This is a genomic window from Streptomyces sp. NPDC052225 (assembly GCF_040679615.1).
In the GTDB taxonomy this organism is placed as follows: Bacteria; Actinomycetota; Actinomycetes; order Streptomycetales; family Streptomycetaceae; genus Streptomyces.
This window is the reverse complement of sequence record NZ_JBFAVD010000018.1, coordinates 1-22,366: the sequence shown is the minus strand read 5'-3', so window position 1 is coordinate 22,366 and position 22,366 is coordinate 1. Positions and strand designations below refer to the sequence as shown.

20 protein-coding genes are annotated in these 22,366 nt (G+C 72.3%); 5 read left to right on the top strand and 15 right to left on the bottom strand.

The window, feature by feature from the left end; translation table 11 throughout:
• The first annotated feature begins 141 nt into the window (after window positions 1–141).
• A complete protein-coding gene (locus AB0L37_RS24595) occupies window positions 142–429 on the top strand; it encodes a TM2 domain-containing protein (RefSeq protein WP_365509284.1) in 288 nt (95 codons plus the stop codon).
• Window positions 430–493: 64 nt separating this feature from the next.
• Here AB0L37_RS24595 and AB0L37_RS24590 read toward each other — a convergent pair whose 3' ends face one another.
• The 6 genes from AB0L37_RS24590 to bldG all read right to left on the bottom strand — a co-directional run bounded on the left by AB0L37_RS24590 (window position 494) and on the right by bldG (window position 6,831).
• Window positions 494–691, bottom strand: coding sequence for a hypothetical protein (locus tag AB0L37_RS24590; protein ID WP_365509281.1), 198 nt, complete (start codon window positions 689–691; stop codon window positions 494–496).
• 138 nt (window positions 692–829) lie between these two features.
• Complete coding sequence (locus AB0L37_RS24585) at window positions 830–2,347, bottom strand: methyltransferase (protein ID WP_365509278.1); 1,518 nt, start codon at window positions 2,345–2,347, stop codon at window positions 830–832.
• A gap of 74 nt (window positions 2,348–2,421) precedes the next feature.
• Window positions 2,422–3,003 carry a small secreted protein gene (locus AB0L37_RS24580; RefSeq protein ID WP_365509275.1) on the bottom strand — a complete coding sequence of 194 codons (582 nt, stop codon included), beginning with the start codon at window positions 3,001–3,003 and terminating at the stop codon, window positions 2,422–2,424.
• A 230-nt stretch (window positions 3,004–3,233) separates the two neighbouring features.
• A complete protein-coding gene (locus tag AB0L37_RS24575) occupies window positions 3,234–5,654 on the bottom strand; it encodes a sodium-translocating pyrophosphatase (protein WP_365509272.1) in 2,421 nt (806 codons plus the stop codon).
• A 303-nt stretch (window positions 5,655–5,957) separates the two neighbouring features.
• On the bottom strand, window positions 5,958–6,401 hold the full coding sequence (locus AB0L37_RS24570) for an ATP-binding protein (protein ID WP_365509269.1): 444 nt from the start codon (window positions 6,399–6,401) through the stop codon (window positions 5,958–5,960).
• A gap of 88 nt (window positions 6,402–6,489) precedes the next feature.
• On the bottom strand, window positions 6,490–6,831 hold the full coding sequence (gene bldG, locus AB0L37_RS24565; RefSeq protein WP_003975386.1) for an anti-sigma factor antagonist BldG: 342 nt from the start codon (window positions 6,829–6,831) through the stop codon (window positions 6,490–6,492).
• Between the two features lie 82 nt (window positions 6,832–6,913).
• Here bldG and AB0L37_RS24560 point away from each other — a divergent pair, with 82 nt between their 5' ends.
• Window positions 6,914–9,433, top strand: coding sequence for a DEAD/DEAH box helicase (locus tag AB0L37_RS24560; RefSeq protein WP_365509267.1), 2,520 nt, complete (start codon window positions 6,914–6,916; stop codon window positions 9,431–9,433).
• Here AB0L37_RS24560 and AB0L37_RS24555 read toward each other — a convergent pair.
• The 7 genes from AB0L37_RS24555 to ssd all read right to left on the bottom strand — a co-directional run bounded on the left by AB0L37_RS24555 (window position 9,372) and on the right by ssd (window position 14,481).
• On the bottom strand, window positions 9,372–9,827 hold the full coding sequence (locus tag AB0L37_RS24555) for an Rv3654c family TadE-like protein (RefSeq protein WP_365509264.1): 456 nt from the start codon (window positions 9,825–9,827) through the stop codon (window positions 9,372–9,374). The two genes, AB0L37_RS24560 and AB0L37_RS24555, sit on opposite strands and share 62 nt — an antisense overlap.
• A complete protein-coding gene (locus AB0L37_RS24550; protein ID WP_365509262.1) occupies window positions 9,824–10,189 on the bottom strand; it encodes a TadE family type IV pilus minor pilin in 366 nt (121 codons plus the stop codon). The genes AB0L37_RS24555 and AB0L37_RS24550 overlap by 4 nt, the downstream gene beginning before the upstream one ends.
• Complete coding sequence (locus tag AB0L37_RS24545) at window positions 10,176–10,409, bottom strand: DUF4244 domain-containing protein (protein ID WP_365509260.1); 234 nt, start codon at window positions 10,407–10,409, stop codon at window positions 10,176–10,178. The genes AB0L37_RS24550 and AB0L37_RS24545 overlap by 14 nt, the downstream gene beginning before the upstream one ends.
• Before the next feature lie 57 nt (window positions 10,410–10,466).
• Window positions 10,467–11,252 carry a type II secretion system F family protein gene (locus AB0L37_RS24540; protein WP_365509257.1) on the bottom strand — a complete coding sequence of 262 codons (786 nt, stop codon included), beginning with the start codon at window positions 11,250–11,252 and terminating at the stop codon, window positions 10,467–10,469.
• Between the two features lie 66 nt (window positions 11,253–11,318).
• Window positions 11,319–12,155 carry a type II secretion system F family protein gene (locus AB0L37_RS24535; protein WP_365509254.1) on the bottom strand — a complete coding sequence of 279 codons (837 nt, stop codon included), beginning with the start codon at window positions 12,153–12,155 and terminating at the stop codon, window positions 11,319–11,321.
• 89 nt (window positions 12,156–12,244) lie between these two features.
• Window positions 12,245–13,408, bottom strand: coding sequence for a TadA family conjugal transfer-associated ATPase (locus AB0L37_RS24530; RefSeq protein ID WP_365509251.1), 1,164 nt, complete (start codon window positions 13,406–13,408; stop codon window positions 12,245–12,247).
• Window positions 13,405–14,481: a septum site-determining protein Ssd gene (gene ssd, locus AB0L37_RS24525; protein WP_365509707.1), complete on the bottom strand. Its 1,077-nt coding sequence runs from the start codon at window positions 14,479–14,481 to the stop codon at window positions 13,405–13,407. Before ssd ends, AB0L37_RS24530 begins: the two co-directional genes overlap by 4 nt.
• Window positions 14,482–14,998: 517 nt before the next feature.
• Here ssd and AB0L37_RS24520 point away from each other — a divergent pair.
• Window positions 14,999–15,850 carry an HAD-IB family hydrolase gene (locus AB0L37_RS24520; RefSeq protein WP_365509248.1) on the top strand — a complete coding sequence of 284 codons (852 nt, stop codon included), beginning with the start codon at window positions 14,999–15,001 and terminating at the stop codon, window positions 15,848–15,850.
• 368 nt (window positions 15,851–16,218) lie between these two features.
• On the opposite strand, the gene AB0L37_RS24515 is transcribed toward AB0L37_RS24520, so the two are convergent.
• Window positions 16,219–17,043: an oxidoreductase gene (locus tag AB0L37_RS24515; protein ID WP_365509245.1), complete on the bottom strand. Its 825-nt coding sequence runs from the start codon at window positions 17,041–17,043 to the stop codon at window positions 16,219–16,221.
• 101 nt (window positions 17,044–17,144) lie between these two features.
• Between AB0L37_RS24515 and AB0L37_RS24510 the strand changes: the two genes are divergently transcribed.
• Window positions 17,145–18,125 (top strand): ATP-binding protein, encoded by a 981-nt coding sequence (locus AB0L37_RS24510; protein WP_365509244.1) that lies wholly within the window; start codon window positions 17,145–17,147, stop codon window positions 18,123–18,125.
• A 143-nt stretch (window positions 18,126–18,268) separates the two neighbouring features.
• On the opposite strand, the gene AB0L37_RS24505 is transcribed toward AB0L37_RS24510, so the two are convergent.
• Window positions 18,269–19,543, bottom strand: a complete 1,275-nt coding sequence (locus AB0L37_RS24505; RefSeq protein ID WP_365509241.1) for a hypothetical protein — start codon at window positions 19,541–19,543, stop codon at window positions 18,269–18,271.
• A 335-nt stretch (window positions 19,544–19,878) separates the two neighbouring features.
• Between AB0L37_RS24505 and AB0L37_RS24500 the strand changes: the two genes are divergently transcribed.
• The gene (locus tag AB0L37_RS24500; RefSeq protein WP_365509238.1) at window positions 19,879–22,260 is read left to right on the top strand and encodes a SulP family inorganic anion transporter; all 2,382 of its coding nucleotides are present in this window, start codon (window positions 19,879–19,881) and stop codon (window positions 22,258–22,260) included.
• Window positions 22,261–22,366 lie beyond the last annotated feature (106 nt).

The window sequence follows — 22,366 nt, the reverse complement described above, 5'->3', positions numbered from 1 at the left end:
GGTTGGCCCCCGGTACCCAAGTCCCCCTAACTTGGGGCCATCTGAGGCCGCGCTCTGTCCCCACACCGGCGCATCCGCCTCGACCATCCGCTCACGAGCACGGCTTCGCCGTGTCTCGTTGCCGTCCCTAGGAGCAGTTGCATGTCCTACCCCGCGCAGCCCGGCCAGCCCGGCCAGGACCCGAACGCCCCCTTCGGCTACGACCCGCAGGGCCGCCCGTACTCCGACAAGTCGAAGATCGTCGCGGGTGTGCTCCAGCTCTTCCTGGGCGGTTTCGGCGTCGGCCGCTTCTACGTCGGCAGCACCGGCGTCGCCCTCGGCCAGCTCTTCACCTGCGGCGGCCTGGGCATCTGGGCCCTGATCGACGCGATCCTGTTCTTCACGAGCAACGACCGCACCGACTCGCAGGGCCGCGTCCTGCGCGGCTAGTCACACCCGTACGACGGCGCCCGCCCCGGTTCGATCGGGGCGGGCGCCTTCGTGCGTACGGGTTTCACATCTGGCCGAAACACCACGCCGCGAGCGCCAGCGACCCCGCCCCGACCGCCCCGGCGAGCAGGGCCGACGGCACGGGACGTGCGTCCTCGGCGACCGGCCGGCGGTGCGCGGTGCGCGCGCCCGTCCACAGCACGAGCCCCGCGCCGAACAGGGCGAACACCGTGCCCGCGAAGACCGCCGGAGTGCTCTCCATCACCTTGCGCCTCCCCCTGAAAAGCCGTGTGAGACCTCGTGAGGTCTCGTGCGCCCGATACGGGTGCCCAGGCCGGTGAGGCTGACACGGTCGGGGGAACCGGGGGTGAACTCCCGTACAGCGCGAGGCGAAGAGCGGCTATCCGGCCGACGCCGCGGGGCCGGCCGGCTCGATGAAGCCCTGCTCGACCAGCGTGCGGATCTGCGCGGGCGTGCGGTCGCGCAGCAACACCGGCTCCTCACCCATGAGTTGGGCGATGGCATCCAGGATCCGCCCGGCGCTCAGCGTGCCGTCGCAGACGCCCGCGAACCCGGCGCCGACGGTGTCCACCTTCGTCGCCCGGCGCATGCCGCGGCCCTGGCGCAGCACGACGTGCTCCGGGTCCTCGGCGCCCGGCAGCCCGACCTGCTCCTGCACGACCTCACCGGCGAGCTTGAACGACGATTCGAGCAGCGCCGCGTCGTCGTGCGCGCGCAGCCAGTCGACCCGCTCGAAGTGCGCCCGGATGGTGTCGCCGAGCGGCTGCTCGACGGGGTGCGGCCACTCCTCGACGAGGATCGACGGCTCGGCCGCGTCCGTCCTGCGCAGCGTGATCCAGCCGAAGCCGACGGCCTTCACGCCACGCGCCTCGAACTCGTCGAGCCACGCGTCGTACCGGGCCGCGTACTCCGCCGGGTCGGTGCGGTGGTCCCCGGCGTCGCGCAGCCACAGCTCGGCGTACTGCGTGATGTCCTGCACCTCGCGCTGCACGATCCAGGCGTCGCAGCCGCGCGGCACCCACGATCGCAGCCGCTCGGTCCACTCCTCCCCCTCGACGTGCTGCCAGTTGGCGAGGAACTGCGCGTATCCCCCTTCGTTCAGATGCGCCCCCGCCTCCTGAACGATCGAGCGGCACAGATCGTCCCCGCTCATCCCGCCGTCGCGGTACGTGAGCCGGGCGCCGGGAGAGATCACGAAGGGCGGGTTGGAGACGATCAGGTCGTAACGGGCGTCGCCGACGGGCTCGTACAGCGACCCTTCGCGCAGGTCGGCGGCCTGCACCCCGGACAGGGCGAGAGTCAGCCCGGTGATGTGCAGGGCACGGGAGTTGAGGTCGGTCGCGGTGACCTGGGTGGCGTGCCGGGTGGCGTGCAGCGCCTGGATCCCGGAGCCGGTGCCGATGTCGAGCGCCGAGGCGACGGGCGTGCGCACGGTGATCCCGGCGAGCGTGGTGGACGCCCCGCCGACGCCGAGGACGACGCCCTCGGCGCGGCTGCCGATGCCGCCGGCGCCGCCGACCGCGCAGCCGAGGTCGGAGACGATGAACCAGTCCTCGCCGTCGGGTCCGCCGTAGGGCCGTACGTCCACGGTCGCGGCGACCTCGTCACCCGCCTCCCGCAGCCAGCCGCCGTCCAGGCAGGCGTCGAGCGGCAGCACGTCGGCGACCCGGGCGCGGGCCACGGGCTGCTGGAGCAGGAACAGCCGCACCAGCGTCTCCAGCGGGCTGTCGCCGCGGGTGGCGCGCAGCGCGGGCACGGTCTCGCTGCGGGCGAGCGCGGTGTAGGCGGGCGCCCCGAGCAGTTCGAGCAGCCCGTCCGCGGTGAACTCGGCTTTGAGCAGGGCGTCGCGCAGGGCGACGGCGTCGGTACGGGCGGCGTCCGGCAGGTTGGTACTCACCCTGCCATTGTGACGTCGCCCCCGACGCCGCGCGAAAACGCGGCCCCGGGGGCGTGGAGGACGAGAGCCGGGCCCTACGAGGCCGACGGCGAGGCGGACGCGCTCTTGCAGCTCTCCTGCTTGGCCATCGCCTCGCCCACGTCGCCCTCCTCCAGGTTCTTGAGGGCGTCGCTGCCGCTCTGGCTGAGCTTGTCCAGCTCACCGGCGATGCCCTTGAGGCCCTCGGCGAACTTGGCCTGGTCGTCGGTGTCGAGCTTGTCGACTTCCTTCTTCAGGTCGGCGTACGACGAGGAGATCGTGTCGAGTTCCTTGACCGCGTCCTGCTGCTTCTTCTCACCGTCGTCGACCGGCGGGGCGCCGGCCTTGTCGACCGCGTCACCGATCGCCTTGTACGCGTCGGACATGTCCTGGAACGCCTGCGAGTCCGTCTTCTGGACGTCCTTGGGTTCGCTGTTGTCCGAGGTCTCCTTCTGGATCGCGGCGTTCGCGGCCTCGATCTTCTTCGCCTGCGGCTGGACCGCGTCACAGACCGTCTTGGCCCAGGAGTCCAGCTTCTCGTTGCTGTCGTCGCTGCAACCCGACAACGCCAGTACCAGTACCGCACCGCCGGACAGTGCGGCAGCAAGCTTCTTGTTCACCGGATTGGTCCCTTCCATGGCTCTCGGCCCCGGAACTTACACGCCGAGCACACGACAATCGCACCTCGGGTGTCCCCTTCGACCGCTTTATTGACCTTTAGCAGCCATTTGCACCAAGGGAGAGAAGGCTCACGGAAGACGCCCGGACACGTTCCGTACGCGCAGGTGGGCGGGCGGCGGCTCCAAGAGCCGCCGCCCGCCCACCTGTTGAGGATGCACGGGGCGAGAAACCGTGCCGCCGTGCGCCGTTACGAGCGCGAGGGCACCGCGGTCGGATCCGCCGGGTCCGCCTGCTTCGGCACCTCCCCAGGCTCGTCCTCGTCGCTGACGGCGATGCCGCGCCGCTTGGAGGCGTACACCGCCCCGATGATGACGGCGAGTGAGACGACGGCCGCCACGACGCGCACGGTCACGTTCGCGTCGTCCCCGTAACTGAACTTGACGACCGCGGGCGCGATGAGCAGCGCGACGAGGTTCATCACCTTCAGGAGCGGGTTGATGGCCGGGCCCGCGGTGTCCTTGAACGGGTCGCCGACGGTGTCGCCGATCACGGTCGCCGCGTGCGCCTCGCTGCCCTTGCCGCCGTGATGCCCGTCCTCGACGAGCTTCTTCGCGTTGTCCCACGCGCCACCGGAGTTGGCGAGGAAGACCGCCATCAGCGTCCCGGTGCCGATGGCGCCGGCCAGGTACGCGCCGAGCGCGCCCACACCGAGCGTGAAACCGATCGCGATCGGCGCCATGACGGCGAGCAGCCCGGGCGTGGCGAGCTCGCGCAGCGCGTCCTTCGTACAGATGTCGACGACGCGTCCGTACTCCGGCTTCTCCGTGTAGTCCATGATCCCGGGGTGCTCGCGGAACTGCCGCCGCACCTCGTAGACCACCGAACCGGCCGAGCGGGACACGGCGTTGATGGCGAGCCCGGAGAAGAGGAACACCACCGCGGCTCCGGCGATGAGCCCCACCAGGTTGTTGGGCTGGGAGATGTCCATCACCAGGTTCATCGGCCCGCCGTCGCCGACCTTCTCGCCGACGTCGTCGGCCGCGGTGAGGATCGCGTCCCGGTACGAGCCGAAGAGCGCCGCCGCCGCGAGGACCGCGGTGGCGATGGCGATGCCCTTGGTGATGGCCTTCGTCGTGTTGCCGACGGCGTCCAGGTCGGTGAGCACCTGCGCGCCCGCCCCCTGTACGTCGCCGGACATCTCGGCGATGCCCTGCGCGTTGTCGGAGACCGGGCCGAAGGTGTCCATGGCGACGATCACGCCGACCGTCGTCAGCAGACCGGTGCCAGCGAGCGCGACCGCGAACAGCGCGAGCATGATCGACGTACCGCCGAGCAGGAACGCCCCGTAGACCCCGAGGCCGATCAACATCGCGGTGTAGACGGCCGATTCGAGTCCGATGGCGATACCCGCGAGGACGACGGTCGCCGGTCCGGTCAGCGACGTCTTGCCGATGTCCCTGACCGGGCGCCGGGTCGTCTCGGTGAAGTAGCCGGTGAGCTGCTGGATCAGCGCGGCGAGCACGATGCCGATGGCCACGGCGACGACCGCGAGGACCCGCGGGTCGCCGCTCTTGCCGGCGACCTCCTTCATGGCGTTGTCCAGATCCGCGTACGAGCCCGGCAGGTACGCGTAGACGGCTGCGGCCACGAGGACGATCGAGATCACCGCGGAGATGAAGAACCCGCGGTTGATGGCGCTCATCCCGGAGCGGTCGGAGCGGCGCGGGGCGACCGCGAAGATGCCGATCATCGCCGTGACGACGCCGATCGCGGGCACGATCAGCGGGAACGCGAGCCCGGCATCACCGAAGGCCGCCTTGCCGAGGATCAGCGCGGCAACCAGCGTGACGGCGTACGACTCGAAGAGGTCGGCGGCCATCCCCGCGCAGTCCCCGACGTTGTCGCCCACGTTGTCGGCGATGGTCGCGGCATTGCGCGGGTCGTCCTCCGGAATGCCCTGCTCGACCTTGCCGACCAGGTCGGCGCCGACGTCGGCGGCCTTGGTGAAGATGCCGCCGCCGACTCGCATGAACATCGCGATCAGCGCGGCGCCCAGTCCGAATCCCTCCAGGACCTTGGGCGCGTCGGCCGCGTAGACGAGGACGACACAGGAGGCGCCGAGCAGACCGAGCCCCACCGTGAACATGCCGACGACGCCACCGGTGCGGAAAGCGATCTTCATTGCTTTGTGCGAGACGGCGGTGAGATCCTTTTCCGGCTCACCTTCCGCGGGTGTCGCTTCCCGGGCCGCGGCGGCGACGCGCACATTACTGCGCACCGCGAGCCACATTCCGATATAGCCGGTGACCGCGGAGAACAACGCACCGATCAAGAAGAAGATCGAACGTCCGGCGCGCTGATTCCAGTCGTCGGCCGGAAGCAGCATGAGCAGGAAGAACACCACGACGGCGAATGCGCCGAGCGTGCGCAGCTGACGTCCCAGATAGGCGTTGGCGCCTTCCTGGACCGCGGCCGCGATCTCCTTCATGGAATCCGTGCCCTCGTCGGCGGCGAGCACCTGGCGCACCAGGACCCCGGCGACGGCGAGCGCCGCGAGCGCGACGACGGCGATGACGATCACGATCAGCCGGTTGTCGTCCGTCAGCACTGCGGCCGCGAACGTAGAGGTGCTACTCGATGGGGTAATCGATGTGGACAGCTCCGCCATTCGTCCTCCTTGACGCTTGGACTGAGCTCAAGACGTGGACGGATTGTAGGGAGCGGAACCTGATCAAAACAGTGCGCGGCAAACGGAATTGTTTACTACCCCGCAAATGATCGACAAACCCCAGTACGGCCGGGCCGGACAGAGAATGAATAATGCCCTCAAGGCATTATGAAAACCGAAGATCAACGATCAAAGGCCGAATTGATCAATGGCCGAGAATTGATCAATGGTCCGGCGGGCAGAAAGAAGGCCCCGTTCGCGGTGGGGCGAACAGGGCCTGGATCTGCGGCGCGGGGTGCGCGGCTACGTCAGCGTCGCCGGCGCGGTCGGCCAGGTCATCCGCAGAAGACCGCCGTGCTCGTCCGCGGTGACCTGGACGTCGTCCACGAGGCCGCTGATGACGGCGAGGCCCATCTCGTCCTCACCCTCCGCCTCCAGGTCGTCGTCGGGCCCTCGGGCACCGGGCACCTCACTGTGCGCGGCCACGGTCGTCGCGCGCGGCGCCGCGTCGCCCACCTCGATGGAGAACTGCTTCTCCTCCTCGATCAGGGCCACCCGCACGGGCTCCGTGGTGCCACTGCTCTGGTGCAGGCCCACGGCCCGCGTGCACGCCTCGCCCACGGCGAGCCTGACCTCGTCGAGCACGGCCTCGTCCACACCTGCCCTGCGCGCCACCGCGGCCGCCACGAGACGGGCCGTGCGGACGTGCTCGGGCAGAGGGCTGAAGCGGAGTTCGACGGTGGCCATGCATCCCCCTCAGGACGTACGGGCGTGCTCTCGGGGACCGGGCCGGCCACGGCCCGATCCCCTTCATGCATCTACCGGATCAAGCAGGTCAGTCGGTCGCCGCTACGGCTTCCTCGACCGAGGTGTGAATCGGGAACACCTTGGTCAGACCGGTGATACGGAAGATCTTGAGAATGCGCTCCTGGTTGCAGACCAGGCGCAGCGAGCCCTCGTGGGCACGCACCCGCTTGAGGCCGCCGACCAGAACGCCGAGTCCGGTGGAGTCGAGGAAGTCCACGCCCTCCATGTCGACGACAAGGTGGAAACTGCCGTCGTTCACCAGCTCGACCAGCTGCTCCCGCAGCTTGGGCGCGGTATATACATCGATTTCGCCACCGACCTCGACGACCGTACGATCGCCGACGGTACGGGTCGACAGGGACAGGTCCACGGATCCTCCAGCACCTTGCTATCGAGCGGTCGCCCCTTGGGGATACCTCGGCTTGACCCCCCGGGACGGTTCGCCAGCCGCGATGGCATTCAATCACTTACCGGCAGGCGTGCACGACGCCTTGGAAGCATTGTCCGTCACGCCAGTGACACACTCGGTGCCGATGGCCACGAATCACCGATCCGAACGACCCTCGGCGCCCGCAGGGCCCCGCCCCTCTCCCGGGGCTGTCCTGGACCGGCTCGCCTCGGGTCCGAGCAGGGCTGCGCGCGTCACTCATACGGAGCACTTGCCCCCTCGTCCGGGCCGTCATGCCGTCTGGCCGGACCGGATCCGCTCCGAGGTCATCGCCGCCGTGCAGGAAGCCGGAATCGAGCACCCCTGGGCCCACCAGGCACGCGCGGCCGAACATGCGCTCGACGGCGACTCGGTGGTCGTCGCCACGGGCACGGCCTCCGGCAAGTCCCTGGCGTATCTCGTGCCGGTCCTCTCGACGCTCCTCGACGGCTCCGAGGCGCCGAACGGCCGCGGGGCCACCACGCTCTACCTCGCCCCCACGAAGGCGCTCGCGGCGGACCAGTGCCGATCGGTGAAGGAACTTTCACAACCTCTCGGCACGGCGATCCGCCCTGCGGTCTACGACGGCGACACTCCGTTCGAAGAGCGGGAGTGGGTACGTCAGTACGCCAATTACGTGCTGACCAACCCCGACATGCTGCACCGCGGCATATTGCCGTCCCACCCCCGCTGGTCCTCCTTCCTCAAGGCGCTCAAGTACGTCGTGATCGACGAGTGCCACACCTATCGCGGCGTCTTCGGCTCCCACGTCGCCCAGATCCTGCGCCGGCTGCGCCGCCTGTGCGCGCGCTACGGCTCGTCCCCGGTCTTCCTCCTCGCGTCCGCCACGGCGGCCGAGCCCTCCGTCGCCGCCGGCCGGCTGACGGGCCTGCCGGTCGTCGAGGTCGCCGACGACGCCTCGCCCCGCGGCGAACTCGTCTTCGCCCTCTGGGAGCCCCCGCTCACCGAGCTGCGCGGCGAGAAGGGCGCCCCGGTGCGGCGCACGGCGACCGCCGAGACGGCCGACCTGCTCACCGACCTCACCGTCCAGGGCGTCCGCTCGGTCGCCTTCGTACGGTCCCGGCGCGGCGCCGAGCTGATCTCGGTGATCGCCCAGGAGCGCCTCGCCGAGGTCGACCGCTCGCTGGCCCGCCGGGTCGCCGCCTACCGCGGCGGCTACCTCGCGGAGGAGCGCCGCGCCCTCGAAGCCGCCCTGCACTCCGGCGAACTCCTCGGCCTCGCCGCCACCACCGCCCTCGAACTCGGCATCGACGTCTCGGGGCTGGACGCCGTACTGATCTGCGGCTACCCCGGCACGCGCGCGTCCCTGTGGCAGCAGGCGGGCCGCGCGGGACGCTCGGGCCAGGGCGCCCTCGCCGTCCTCGTCGCCCGCGACGACCCGCTGGACACCTACCTGGTCCACCACCCCGAGGCCCTCTTCGACCAGCCGGTCGAGTCGACGGTCCTCGACCCCGACAACCCCTACGTCCTGGCCCCTCACCTGTGCGCTGCCGCGGCCGAACTCCCGCTCACCGACACGGACTTCGCCCTGTTCGGGGCGACGACCGCCGAGCTGCTCCCCCAACTGGAGGCGGCGAAGCTGCTGCGCCGGCGCGGCACGAAGGCGTGGCACTGGACGCGCCGCGAGTCCGCCGCCGACCTGGCGGACCTGCGCGGCGAGGGCGGCAGCCCGGTCCAGATCGTCGAAGCGTCCACGGGCCGCCTCCTCGGCACGGTCGACGCGGCATCCGCGCACACCGCCGTCCACGACGGCGCGGTCCACCTCCACCAGGGCCGCACCTACGTCGTCAAACACCTGGACCTGGACGACAACGTCGCCCTCGTCGAGCCCGCCAACCCCACGTACTCGACGACCGCCCGCGACACGACGGCGATCTCCATCCTGGAGACGGACGTCGAAGTCCCATGGGGCGAGGGCCGGTTGTGCTACGGCTCCGTCGAGGTGACGAACCAGGTCGTCGCCTATCTGCGCCGCCGCCTCATCACCGGCGAGGTGCTCGGCGAGACCAAACTCGACCTCCCTCCTCGGACCCTGCGCACCCGCGCGGTGTGGTGGACGGTGACGGAGGACCAGCTGGACGCCGCCCGCATCAACCCCGAGATCCTCGGCGGCGCCCTGCACGCCGCCGAACACGCTTCCATCGGCATGCTCCCCCTGTTCGCCACGTGCGACCGCTGGGACATCGGCGGTGTCTCGGTGCCGCTGCACCCCGACACGCTGCTCCCCACGGTCTTCGTCTACGACGGCCACCCCGGCGGGGCGGGCTTCGCCGAACGCGCCTTCCACACGGCCCAGGAGTGGCTGACCGCCACCCGCGAGGCCATCGCCTCCTGCGAGTGCGAGGCCGGCTGCCCGTCCTGCATCCAGTCGCCCAAGTGCGGCAACGGCAACGACCCCCTGCACAAGCGCGGCGCCGTACGCCTCCTGTCGGTCCTCCTGAAGGACGCCTCCCAGGCCGCGTCTAGGGCCCCCGCGGAGCCGGGCCCGGCGGAACCGGCCCCGCAGGCCCCGCCCGCGCCCTGACCTGCGCCGCGAACGCCCCCGTCCCCGCGGCCGCGGTCACGTCCGACACCTCCCCGTACACCGAGCACCGCACGACCCTCGCGCCCTGCGCCCGCGCCACCCGCCGGGCCAGGGCGCAGGCGTCCGCGCGGCCCTCCATCCAGTGGTCGGCCGCGGCGAGCGCCGCCAGATCGGCCGCGCCGCCCGCGCGGTGCCGCGCCTGCACCGCCTGTCCGAAGGCCAGGACGCCGCCGAAGACGACGCCCACCGCGGCCAGGGCCACGACGGCCCAGACGGTCGCGGACCCCCGGTCCGCCCGCGCCCGCAGCGCTGCCCGCCACGCTGTCCAGGCCCTGACCGCCGCGCGGCCCGGCCGTCGTCCGCTCCGTCCGCTCCGTCCGCTCCCTCCGCTCATGACTCCCCCACCGTCTCCTCGGCCGCCGCCACCGCTTGCGCGCTCAGCTCCACGCCGAGCGGCCCCGGGCCCACCGACCGCGCCCGCACCGTCACCCGGACCAGATCGCCCTCCCGGCCGATCTCCACCCGCGCTCCGGCCGGCGCGGCCTCCCGGGCAGCGGCGATCGCGGCCCCCCGCGGCTCCTGCCGGGCGACCGCTCTGGCCCCGGCCCGCGCGGCGTCCACGCACTCGATCTGCGCGGACGCCGCGAGGACGACCCAGACCAGCGCCATCGTGAACGCCACAAGCACGGGCAGCACCGCGGCCGCCTCCGCCGTCACGAACCCCCGGTCACCGCGCGGGCCCTCAGAACGAGCCATGGAGCGCCTTCGTCACCATGGACTGCAACGTCGTCTGCACGACATCGCTCGTCACCACCTCGTAGAGCAGCCCGGCGAAACCGACCGCCGCGAGCAGCCCCACCGCGTACTCCGCGCTGACCATCCCGGCGTCCCGCCGAGCCGACCGCACCTGCCGTACCCACCGCCGGGCCCGGCCTCGCAGCAGCCCGTACGCCTTCGCCGCACGCTTTCCGTTCATCGCAACCCCCTGAAATCGACGGGCCGTCGGCCCTGGTCATCCACTGCCTGTTCGCCGTCACCGGCCGCCCAGCACCCCGCCCGCGAGCCCGATCACCACCGGGAGCACACCGATCACGAGGAAGGCGGGCAGGAAGCACAGCCCCACGGGCGCCGTGATGATCACCGCGGCCCGGCGCGCCACCGCGGTCGCCCTGCGGCCCCGTTCGGCCCTGCACTCCGCGGCGAACCGGGCGACGGGCGCCGCCGACGGCGCCCCGGACTCACCCGCCCGCTCCACCAGCCGGACCAGCTCGGCGGCCCCCGGTATCGCCGCCAACTCCCGCCACGCCGCCGCCGGTTCACCCCCGAGCCGCACCTGTGCCGCACCCCGCGCGAGCGCCCGCCCCACCGCTCCGCCCAGCGACTCCCCGACCGCCTGCGCGGCGCCCACCGGAGTCGCCCCGGCCGCGACGCAGGCAGCCAACAGGTCGGCGGCCAGCGGCAGTTGGCGTACCGCCTCCGCGTCAGACCCGGCGGCCTCGCCCGGCTTCGCCGCCCTGCCGCGCCACCACCGCCACACGGCAGCCCCGCCGGCCGCGCCGACGATCAGCCCCGCCACGCCTCCGACCAGCACGTATCCGGCACAGACCGTCCCGATCACCGGCGCCCATCGCCGTACCGCGGGCGGCACCCCCGCCACCCGCCGCACCGGCTCGGCCAGGGCGGCCGCCAGCACGACCCGCACCCGGCGCCGCAGCCGCCGCTCCCGCCGCCGCGCCCCGGCCTCCCGCAGCAGCCAGGCCACCGCCGCCGCGACGCACAGCACTCCCCCCAGCCTGTGGACAACATTCACACCGTCCATCGCCCCTCACTCCCATCCCAGACGAACCCGCTCAAAAACCAACCCGTCGCCGCGCATCTCAGGCACTCACCCCTCGGCCCCTCGCACGATCCGCACCGCCCATCCCAGCCCCGCCGCCTCCAGCACCCCGCCCACCACCAGGCACCCGAACCCCGGCCCCGTGTGCAGCAGCACCCACAGCGGCCTGGCCCCCAGGACCGAGCCGAGCAGCAGCCCGAGCACCGGAAGGCCGGCGAGCATCACCGCCGTCGACCACGGCCCGGCCAACTGCGCTCTCAGGTCCGCCCGTTGATCCCGCTCGGCCCGCAGCGCCCCGGCCAGCCGGTCGAGCCCCGCCGCGAGTCCCGCGCCCCGGTCCACCGCCACCCGCCAGCACGCCGCGAGCCCGTGCAGGCCCTCGCCGCCCGGCTCGCGCGCCGCCTCCCGCAGCGCCCCCGGCACATCCCCGCCGAACCGCGCCGCGGCCACCACCGCCGCGCTCCCCGCTCCGGACAGCGCGCCCGACTCCCGCACCGCCAGCGCCAGCGCCTCCCCGGGCTGCCGCCCGGCCCGCACCTCCCCCGCCACCACACCGCACAGCCGGATCACCGCGTCCCCGCGCCGCTCCCGCGCCAGACGCGCTTCCCGCGCCCTGCGCGCCCGCGCCGCGACGGGCACCGCGCACGCCCCGACGACGACCGGCAGCACCGAGGCCCCGATCACCGCGACGGCCACGCCCGCGACCACGCACCCCCCTTCGGGCCGCGCCCGCGCCCACCCCCACCAGCGCTCGACGTCCCGCCGCCACCCCACCGACGCCCGCTCCCGCGCCGCGGCGACCCCCAGCACCGCCCGGACCCGCCGCGCCTCGGCCTCCCGGCCCCGCACGGCCCACCACACGACCGCCACTCCCAGCAGCCCCACCGCCACAGCCGCCGCAGCCCCAACTCCCGTCGCGCTCAAGCTCCTTCACCCCTCTCCGCATCGGCACTCCACCGCACAGCCCCTCCCGCTCACCCCAGCCGCACCCCCACAAGGCCGCCGAGCCGCTCCCACCCGACGCCCGGCACGAACCCCCGCTCTCCCCACTCCAGCGCCGGCACCGAGCGCACCCACCCCGCCGCGTCCCGCTCCAACACCTGCACCTGGGCCACCCGCCGCCGCCCGCCCCGGTCCCGTACGAGGTGGAGCACCACGGACACCGCGGCCGCCAACTGGCTGTGCAGCGCGGCCCGATCGAGGCCGGCCGCCGTCCCCAGCGCCTCCAGGCGCACCGGCACATCGCTCGCCGCGTTGGCGTGGAGCGTGCCGCAGCCTCCTTGGTGTCCCGTGTTCAGCGCGGCCAGGAGCGAGACGACCTCGGCGCCGCGCACCTCGCCGACCACGAGCCGGTCGGGCCGCATCCGCAGGGCCTGCCGCACCAAGTCGTCCAGGCCGACGGCGCCGGCCCCTTCCTGGTTCGCCGGGCGGGCCTCAAGGCGCACCACATGCGGATGGTCGGGGCGCAGTTCGGCCGAGTCCTCCGCGAGCACGATCCGCTCGTCCCGCCCGACCAGGCCGAGCAGCGCGCTCAGCAGCGTCGTCTTGCCGCTGCCCGTGCCGCCGCTGATCAGGTACGACAGGCGTGCGTCGAGCAGCGCCCGCAGCACCCGGTCGCCGCCGGGCGGCACCGTCCCGGCCGCCGTCAACTCGTCGAGGGTGAAGGCGCGGGGCCGTACGACCCGCAGCGACAGGCAGGTGCAGCCCACCGCGATCGGCGGCAGCACCGCGTGCAGCCGCGTCCCGTCGGGCAGCCGCGCGTCCACCCAGGGCCGGGCGTCGTCGAGGCGCCGCCCCACCACGGCCGCGAGCCGCTGCGCCAACCGCCGTACAGCGGCGGCGCTTTCGAAGGTCACGGCGGTCAACTCCAGGCCGCCGCCCCGGTCGACCCACACCTGGTCGGGCGCCGATACGAGCACGTCCGTCACGGAGGGGTCGGCGAGCAGCGGTTCGAGCGGTCCCGCCCCCACCAGCTCGGACCTCAACTGCCCTGCCGCGCCGAGCACTTCGGCATCGCCGAGCACGCGCCCCTGAGCCCGCAGCGCCTCGGCGACGCGCGCGGGCGTCGCCTCCGCCCCGTTCTCCGCGAGCCACTGCCGTACGCCGTCCAGCATCCGGGCGCCGACCACCGCACTCATGAGCCGACCCCGCCCTCGACCGGCAGCCGCTCCCAGAAGGCCGAGCAGAACCGCGCCAACGGGCCGCCACCCGGCTCCGCCCCCACCACCCGCCCGGCGAACACGCCCCGGTCCAACGGCAGTTCGCCCGCGAGCGGCAGTCCGAGCAGCTCCGCCACCTCGTCCGCGCCGAGCCCTCCCGGGCCGGCCCCGGGCGCCGTCACCACCCGCAGGTCCCGCAGCACCATCCCCACCGCCGCCGCCACCCGCCGGGCGGCGGCGACCGCCCGCAGCTCGGGCGGCACGACGAGCAGGGCCAGATCGAGCTGGGCCAGCGCCTCCACCGAACCGGCGTCGACCCGGCGTGGGAGGTCGACCACCACCGCCCCGCCCCTGCGCCGTCCGGCGGCGAGCACGGCCCGTACAGCTTCCGGGGGCACCGCGGCCAGGTCTCCGCGGTCCCAGCTGAGCACGCGCAGGTCGTGCAGCTTCGGCAGCGACTCCTCCAGGGCGGCGCCGCCGACCCGGCCCCGTGACTGGGCGAAGGCGGGCCAGCGCAGGCCGTCCACGGCCTCCCCGCCGAGCAGCACGTCCAGGCCGCCGCCCAGCGGGTCCGCGTCGACCAGCAGGGTGCGCCGGCCCGCCTTCGCGGATGCGACGGCCAGCGCACAGGCCAGCGTCGACGCGCCGGCGCCGCCACGGCCGCCGATGACGCCGACGGTGAGCGCGGGCCGCCCCACGTCCTCCACCACGTCGGCGATCCGGTCCATGAGCCACTGCTCGCCGTCCGGCAGCATCAGCACATGGTCGGCGCCGATCTCCACGGCCCGGCGCCACACCCCCGAGTCGTCCTGGTCCCGGCCGACGAGCACGACGCCGCGCCGCCGGGCCACGCCGCGCAGCCGCCCCGCGGCATCGTCCCCGACCAGCACGAGCGGGGCCGTCTCCCAGCTCCCTCTGCCCTCGGGCGCGCCGTGTCCGACCTCGGGCCGCACGCCCGCGGCGGCGCACAGCCGCAGCAGGTCGTCGAGCAGCTCCACGTCCTCCGTCACGATCAGCGGTGCGCGTCGCACGCCCCGCGTCTCGCACTCCATGGTTCCCGTCACGATCCGATCCCCCGTCTCCGCGCACGCGCCCGCACTCCGCGGGCCGTCGAATTCCGAAGCGTTCGGAACTTCGCGTGCGGAATCACCGTGCAGCGATCCGGGAAATCGTGTGGATCTTGGTCGATAACTGTGGACGCGAGAACGCTTGTGAATATCTCCGTCACCCCTCCGGGGAGGCTGTGACGGAGTCGCCGGTCCACTCGAACGGCCCCTCAGCGCACCCGGAAAGTCACGCAGCGTGACCGATCCGCAACAGGCCGCCGAGGGCCCACAGCCCAGTGACCGCAAGGAAAATGGCAAGAAAAAAGGACCCGAAAACGGGTCCGGACATGCGACGACCCCCGCCGGGGGGGAGAGCGGGGGTCGTCCCCACGGTCCGACTCGGGGGGGGGAGGAGCCAGACCGGGTTAGCACGGTCGCGAACGATCCGTGACTTCCATGGTGTACCCGAGAGCCTTCTCAGGCAAACCCACGCGCCACAGCTTACGCCGAATGGTGGGCGCCTATGCTCGGGCTCGTGGAAAACCACTCCTTGCCGCACTCGGCGCCCCGCACAGCGGCGTTCTTCGACCTGGACAAGACCGTCATCGCCAAGTCGAGCACGCTCACCTTCAGCAAGTCGTTCTACCAAGGCGGGCTGATCAATCGACGGGCCGTGCTGCGTACCGCGTACACACAGTTCGTCTTCCTGGTCGGCGGCGCGGACCACGACCAGATGGAGCGGATGCGCACGTACCTCTCGGACCTGTGCCGGGGCTGGAACGTGCAGCAGGTGAAGGAACTCGTCGCCGAGACCCTGCACGACCTGATCGACCCGATCATCTACGACGAGGCGGCCTCGCTCATCGAGGAGCACCACACCGCCGGACGCGACGTCGTGATCGTCTCCACCTCGGGCGCCGAGGTCGTGGAGCCGATCGGTGAACTGCTCGGCGCGGACCGGGTGGTGGCCACGCGCATGGTCGTCGGCGACGACGGCTGCTTCACCGGCGAGGTGGAGTACTACGCGTACGGGCCCACGAAGGCGGAGGCCGTCAAGGAGCTCGCGCGGAGCGAGGGGTACGACCTCGCGCGCTGCTACGCGTACAGCGACTCGGCCACGGACCTGCCGATGCTCAGCGCCGTCGGCCACCCGTACGCGGTCAATCCGGACCGCGCGCTGCGTCGTGAGGCGCTCGCGCGCGAGTGGCCGATTCTCGACTTCCACAAGCCGGTCCGGCTCAAGCAGCGGCTGCCGAACCTCTCCGCGCCCTCGCGCCCCGCCCTGGTCGCGGCGGCCGCGGTCGGCGCCGCGGCGGCCACCGCGGGTCTCGTCTGGTACGCCAGCCGGCGCCGGGCCGTGGCGAGCGCGCGATAGAGCACGGCCCCCCGGGTCCCGTTCGCCCTATTTGAACCTAAAAGTAAAGAAGTGGAGCCAGGGCTTTCGCATCCTCCGAGGGAGGAGTAGAAAGGAGTCAACGGCCCGCGAGACCAAGGACATCCGAGAGGATCACCTTCACACGCAACCAAGGCCCCACGGACCGAGCATGAACACAGGGCACCCACGCGACGTCGACCCGTCGATTACGGGCCAGCCGCACCAGGTGACGGGCACAGTTCCCGACCTGATGGGCAACATATCGAGGACGCTTGGTAACCCGGTGGACATGCCAGCGGCGGTACGAGGACTCGTACCGCCGCATCTCTTGCGTGAGGGGCCTTGTAGAGGGGCTTGTATGAGGGGTGTTACGCCGCGCCCCGCTGAAGCGCCTCGCACACCGCGGTCGACTCCCTGACGCCCAGCTCAACGGCCTTGCCGCAGTGGGCGATCCAGGCCGCCATGCCCTCCGGCGTACCGGAGACATAGCCGTCGAGCGCGGCCGCGTACGCCGCGCGCCCCAGCTCCGCGTAGCCCACCTCGGCCGGGCAGATCGACTTCGGGTCGAGGCCGCTGCCCACCAGGACGATGCGCTCGGCCGCGCGCGCGACCAGGCCGTTGTGCGAGCCGAAGGGGCGCAGGGCGAGCAGTTCGCCGTGCACGACGGCGGCGCTCACCAGGGCGGGCGCCGAGCTTCCCGCGATGATCAGCTGCGAGAGGCCTTCGAGGCGGCCCGCCACCTCGTCGGCGTCCGGCACCGGAAGTTCGACGAGCGGCTCGTCGACCGGCTCGCCCGCCGTGCGGGGCCGGCCGACCGCGTCGCCGTTGTCGGCGGCCGCGACGAGGTGGAGGCGCGCGAGGACGCGTAGCGGCGACTGCCGCCAGATGGACAGGAGTTGACCCGCTTCGGCGGTCAGCCGCAGCGCGGCGCCGACGACGGGCGCCTCCTTGTCGCCGTCGCCGCCACTGAAGTCGGTGCGCCTGCGCACCTCTTCAAGGGCCCAGTCCGCGCCGGAGAGCGCCGCGCTGCCGCGCGCGCCGCGCAGCGCCGCCTCGGAGGTGACCTCGTTGCTGCGGCGGCGCATGACCCGGTGCCCGTAGACCCGGTCCACGGCCTTGCGCACGGACTCCACGGACTCGGCGACGCCCGGCAGGGTGCCGAGGGCGGCCAGCGGATCGGCTGTCGTACTCATGAGTACGACCCTACGGGCCACAGGGCCCCGCCCCACGAAGGAGTGGTCTTCTTCACGCGGAGCCGCCACCGACAGCAACCTCGCCACTACCCTTCGTGAACATGAAGATCGCTTTCGTCGGGAAGGGCGGCAGCGGCAAGACCACGCTGTCCTCGCTCTTCATCCGTCACCTCGCCACCACCGGCTCCCCGGTCATCGCCGTCGACGCCGACATCAACCAGCACCTCGCGGCCGCGCTCGGCGTCGATGACGACATCGCCGCCGACCTGCCCGCCATGGGCGCGCGGCTGCCGCTCATCAAGGACTACCTGCGCGGCTCGAACCCGCGGATCGCGTCGGCCGACACGATGATCAAGACGACGCCGCCGGGCGAGGGATCGCGGCTGCTGCGCGTCCGGGAGAACAACCCGGTGTACGACGCCTGCGCGCGGCCGGTGGAACTCGACGGCGGCGCCGTGCGTTTGATGGTCACCGGACCCTTCACCGAGGCCGACCTCGGTGTCGCCTGCTACCACTCCAAGACCGGAGCGGTGGAGCTGTGCCTGAACCACCTCGTCGACGGCCATGACGAGTACGTGGTGGTCGACATGACCGCGGGCTCCGACTCCTTCGCCTCCGGCATGTTCACCCGCTTCGACATGACGTTCCTGGTCGCCGAGCCGACCCGGAAGGGAATCTCGGTCTACCGCCAGTACAAGGAGTACGCACGGGACTTCGGGGTCGCCCTGAAGGTCGTGGGCAACAAGGTGCAGGGTGAGGACGACCTCGACTTCCTGCGCTCCGAGGTCGGCGACGACCTGCTCGTCACCGTCGGGCACTCGGACTGGGTCCGCGCCATGGAGAAGGGGCGCCCGCCGCGCTTCGAGCTCCTGGAAGAGGCCAACAGGGCATCGCTGCAAGCACTTCAGGCCGCGGCCGACGGGACGTACGCGTCCCGCGACTGGGAGCGCTACTCCCGGCAGATGGTCCACTTCCACCTGAAGAACGCCCAGAGCTGGGGCAACGAGAAGACCGGGGCCGACCTGGCTTCCCAGGTCGACCCCGGCTTCGTCCTGCGCGAGAGCGTCACCGCCACCGCTTGACCCGCCACCACAGCCGACGGACGGAGTCCGGCGCAGCCCTCCGAAGCCCGCGCAGCGGCGCGAGAAGGGCAAAGAAGACAGGCCCGGGGCCGACCTGGCTTCCCAGGTCGACCCCGGCTTCGTCCTGCGCGAGAGCGTCACCGCTACGGCTTGGCGGCCGGGGCGCCCGGGACCCCCTTGGGGGCCGGGGCCGGCTTGTCGGTCAGGAAGGACGCCCAGCCCTGCTTCGGCGCCTCGCCGACGCCGAGCGTGGTGAGCTTCCGCACCGTCTGCGGGTCCTGCGCGTCGAGCCAGTCGGCGAGCTGCCGGAAGGAGACGCAGCGGACGTCGCGCTTGGTGCAGACCGCCTCGACCGTCTCCTCGACGGCGCGCATGTAGTGGCCGCCGTTCCAGGACTCGAAGTGGTTGCCGATGATCAGCGGGGCACGGTTGCCCTGGTAGGCGCGGTTGAAGCCCGCCAGCAGGCTGTCGCGCATCTCGTCGCCCCAGAACTCCTGCTTGCCGGGGTCGCCCTGGGTCGCCGTCCCCGACTGGTTGACCATGAAGTTGTAGTCCATGGTGAGCTGCTCGTAGCGGTGCCCCTTGAACGGGACGAGCTGCATGGACAGGTCCCACAGGCCGTTCTTCTTCTTGGGCCACAGCTGGTCGTTGACGCCGCTGGTGTCGTAGCGGAAGCCCATCTCGTGGGCCGCGCGCGTGAAGTTCTTCTGGCCTTCGAGGCAGGGGGTGCGGGCGCCGACGAGTTCCTTGTCGTAGTCGAAGGGCAGCGGCGCCGCCTTCGTCAGGCCCGTGTTGGTCTTCCACGCCTTCACGAAGGACTTGGCCTGCTGGATCTCGCTCTTCCACTCGGCCACCGACCACTGGCCGACGCCACCGCCGCTGCCGCAGAAGTGGCCGTTGAAGTGGGTGCCGATCTCGTTGCCCTCGAGCCAGGCGCCGCGCAGCTGCTCGACGGTGTCCTTGATTCCCTTGGTGTCGTTGAAGCCGATGTCCGAGCGGCCCGGTGAGTGCTGCGGCGGGTGGTACTGGTCCGCCTTGCTCTCCGGGAGCATGTACACGCCGCTGAGGAAGTACGTCATGGTCGCGTTGTTCTTCTTGGCGACCTTGCGGAAGTGCGAGAAGAGCTTCTGGCTGTCCTCGCCGGCGCCGTCCCAGGAGAAGACCACGAACTGCGGGGGCTTCTGGCCCGGTCTGAGGCGCTCGGCTCTCGGCAGGTGCGGCTGCTGACCGGTGTACGCGGTCGAGCCGTCGCCGATCAGACGGACCACGCTGCCCGGCGCCGCGGGCGCGGCCTTCTTCGCGGCGGGGGCGCCCTGGCGGGGCGCGGTGCCGGTGTCGCTGCTGGCGCAGCCGGCGAGGGCTGCGGCGCACGCCGCCGCGGCGGTGATGCCCGCGGCGATCCTCTGGGTGGCGGCCATCTTCCGCCCACCTTCTTCCTTGGACTCGGCTTGCAGACGGTGAAATGCGCGAAATGCCCGCCCTGCGCGGGCGGCGGCGCCAACGTCGCACGAGTCCGGCACGGCATTTGTACGACAAGCCGACCAAGAATCGTATTCACCCTCAGGGGTGAAGCATTACCCCATTTGCCCGGTTAATCCGTCCACAACCTTTACTCTGCATTACTGTTCATTTACCGAGCGTTGCTTTCATCCCGCCGCTGCACGCCGTGAACCACGGCCGCGATCGACCCCACCCACCACTCGGGGTCCCCCACATTCCGCGACCGCGCTGCACCCCGGAGGAGACGGGAACCATGTCAGCCTGCGTACCTACTCGTGCCAGTGATCCCGACCGGACGGACGAGCCCACAGCCGCCGCCCGCAAGGCGCACAGCCCACCACCGGCGCCCCGCCGCCGCTTCCGCATCGCGGGCGCCGATCTGTCCGCGTCCGTCGCGGTCTTCCTGATCGCCCTGCCCCTGTCCCTCGGCATCGCCCTGGCGACCGGCGCGCCCCTGGAGTCCGGGCTCGTCGCCGCCGCCGTCGGCGGACTCGTCGCCGGCGCCCTGGGCGGCGCCCCGCTCCAGGTCAGCGGCCCCGCCGCCGGCCTCACCGTGGTCACCGCCGAGCTGATCCAGCGCTACGGCTGGCGGACCACCTGCGCGATCACCGTGATGGCCGGGGTCGCCCAGATCGGGCTCGGCTGCCTGCGGGTGGCCCGCACCGCCCTCGCCGTCAGCCCGGCCGTCGTGCACGGCATGCTCGCCGGGATCGGCATCACCATCGCCGTCGCCCAGTTGCACATCGTCCTGGGCGGCACCCCCTCGAGCGCCGTGATCGACAACGTACGGGCCCTGCCCGCCCAGTTGGCCAACGTGCAGCCGGCCGCCCTCGCCATGAGCTCCCTCACCCTCGTCGTCCTGTTCGCCTGGCCGCGGCTGCCCGGCCGGGTCGGGCGCGCGGCACGCAAGGTGCCCGCGGCCCTCGTGGCCGTCACGGCGGCGACCACGGCGACCGCCCTGTTCGGTCTGACGCTGCCCGAGGTCGACCTGCCGTCCTGGAGCAGCCACGCCCTCGCCGGGCTGCCCGACGGACCGGTGCTCGGGATCGCCGCGGCCGTTCTGACGACCACCCTGGTGTGCAGCGTGCAGTCGCTGCTCGGGGCTGTGGCCGTGGACAAGATGGCCGCGTCCCGGCCGGACCTGCCGCCCGCGGTGCGCCGTTCGAATCTGGACCGGGAGCTGCTCTCCCAGGGCGCGTCGAACATCGTCTCCGGATCGCTCGGCGGGCTGCCCGTCGCCGGCGTCGCGGTGCGCAGCACGGCGAACATCAACGCGGGAGCGGTGAGCGGGAACTCCGCGATGCTGCACGGCGTTTGGGTGGTAGCGGCCACGCTGCTCCTGGTCCCCGTCCTGGAGCTGATCCCGCTCGCCTCACTCGCCGCCCTGGTGATGGCGGTCGGCATCCAGATGGTGTCGCTGAACCACATCCGCACGGTCACCCGCCACCGTGAGGTCCTCGTCTACATCGTGACCACCCTCGGCGTCGTCGCCTTCGGCGTCCTCGAAGGCGTCGGGCTCGGTGTCGCGGTCGCCGTCGGGGTCGCCCTGCACCGTCTCGCGCGGACCCGCATCACGCACGAGGAGGACCCGCGAGGCGTCCACCATGTGCGGGTGCGCGGCCAGTTGACGTTCCTCGCCGTGCCGCGCCTGAGCCGCTCCCTGCACCAGGTGCCCCACGGGGCGGACTGCGTCGTGGAGTTGGACGGGTCGTTCATGGACCACGCCGCGTACGAGGCGTTGCAGGACTGGCAGAAGTCGCATGTCGCGCAGGGCGGCCAGGTCGAGATGGGCGGACGCGGCGGGGCCCGGATCGCCGAGCCGGCCAGCGCGTCGCACTCGTGCTGCCGCCCCTGGACGCCGTGGCGCAACCACCACTGCGACCGGCCGAAGGAGCACGCCTCCGCGCCCTCCGCCTCGCCCTCCCCCGCGTCCGAGGCGGTGCCGTCGCGGCGCGGTTCGCATCAACTGGCGAGCGGGATCAGCGCGTTCCAGCGGAACACGGCGCCGCTCGTGCGCGGTGAGCTGGCGCGGCTCGCGCGGGAGGGGCAGAAGCCCACGCAGCTCTTCCTCACCTGCGCCGACTCGCGGCTGGTCACCTCGATGATCACGTCGAGCGGCCCCGGCGACCTCTTCGTCGTACGGAACGTGGGCAATCTCGTGCCCCTGCCCGGCGCCGAGGCCGGTGACGACTCGGTGGCGGCGGCGATCGAGTACGCCGTCGACGTGCTGAAGGTGCAGTCGATCACGGTGTGCGGGCACTCCGGATGCGGGGCCATGCAGGCGCTGCTCACCAGTCCGCCCACCGGGGCCGGGGCGCAGACGCCGCTCAAGCGGTGGCTGCGGCACGGGATGCCGAGCCTGGAGCGGATGGCCGACAAGGGGCTGCCGTGGGCCCGGCTCGCGGGCCGCGCGCCCGCCGACACGGTCGAGCAGCTCTGTCTGACCAATGTGGTCCAGCAGTTGGAGCATCTGCGGGCGCACGAGTCGGTGGCCCGGGCCCTGGAGCGGGGCGCGCTCGAACTGCACGGGATGTACTTCCACGTCGGTGAGGCGCAGGCGTATCTGCTCGACGAGGGCGATCCGGTCTTCGGGCATGTGGACGGCGCGCAGGAGGGGCAGCACAGCCCCGCATAACGCGCGTGGGGTGGGGGCCGGGCCCGGGCCCGGGCGCCCCCCCCCCCCCCCCCCCAACACCCCCCCCAACACCCACCCACACCACCCACCCGAGAGGGTCGCGGTG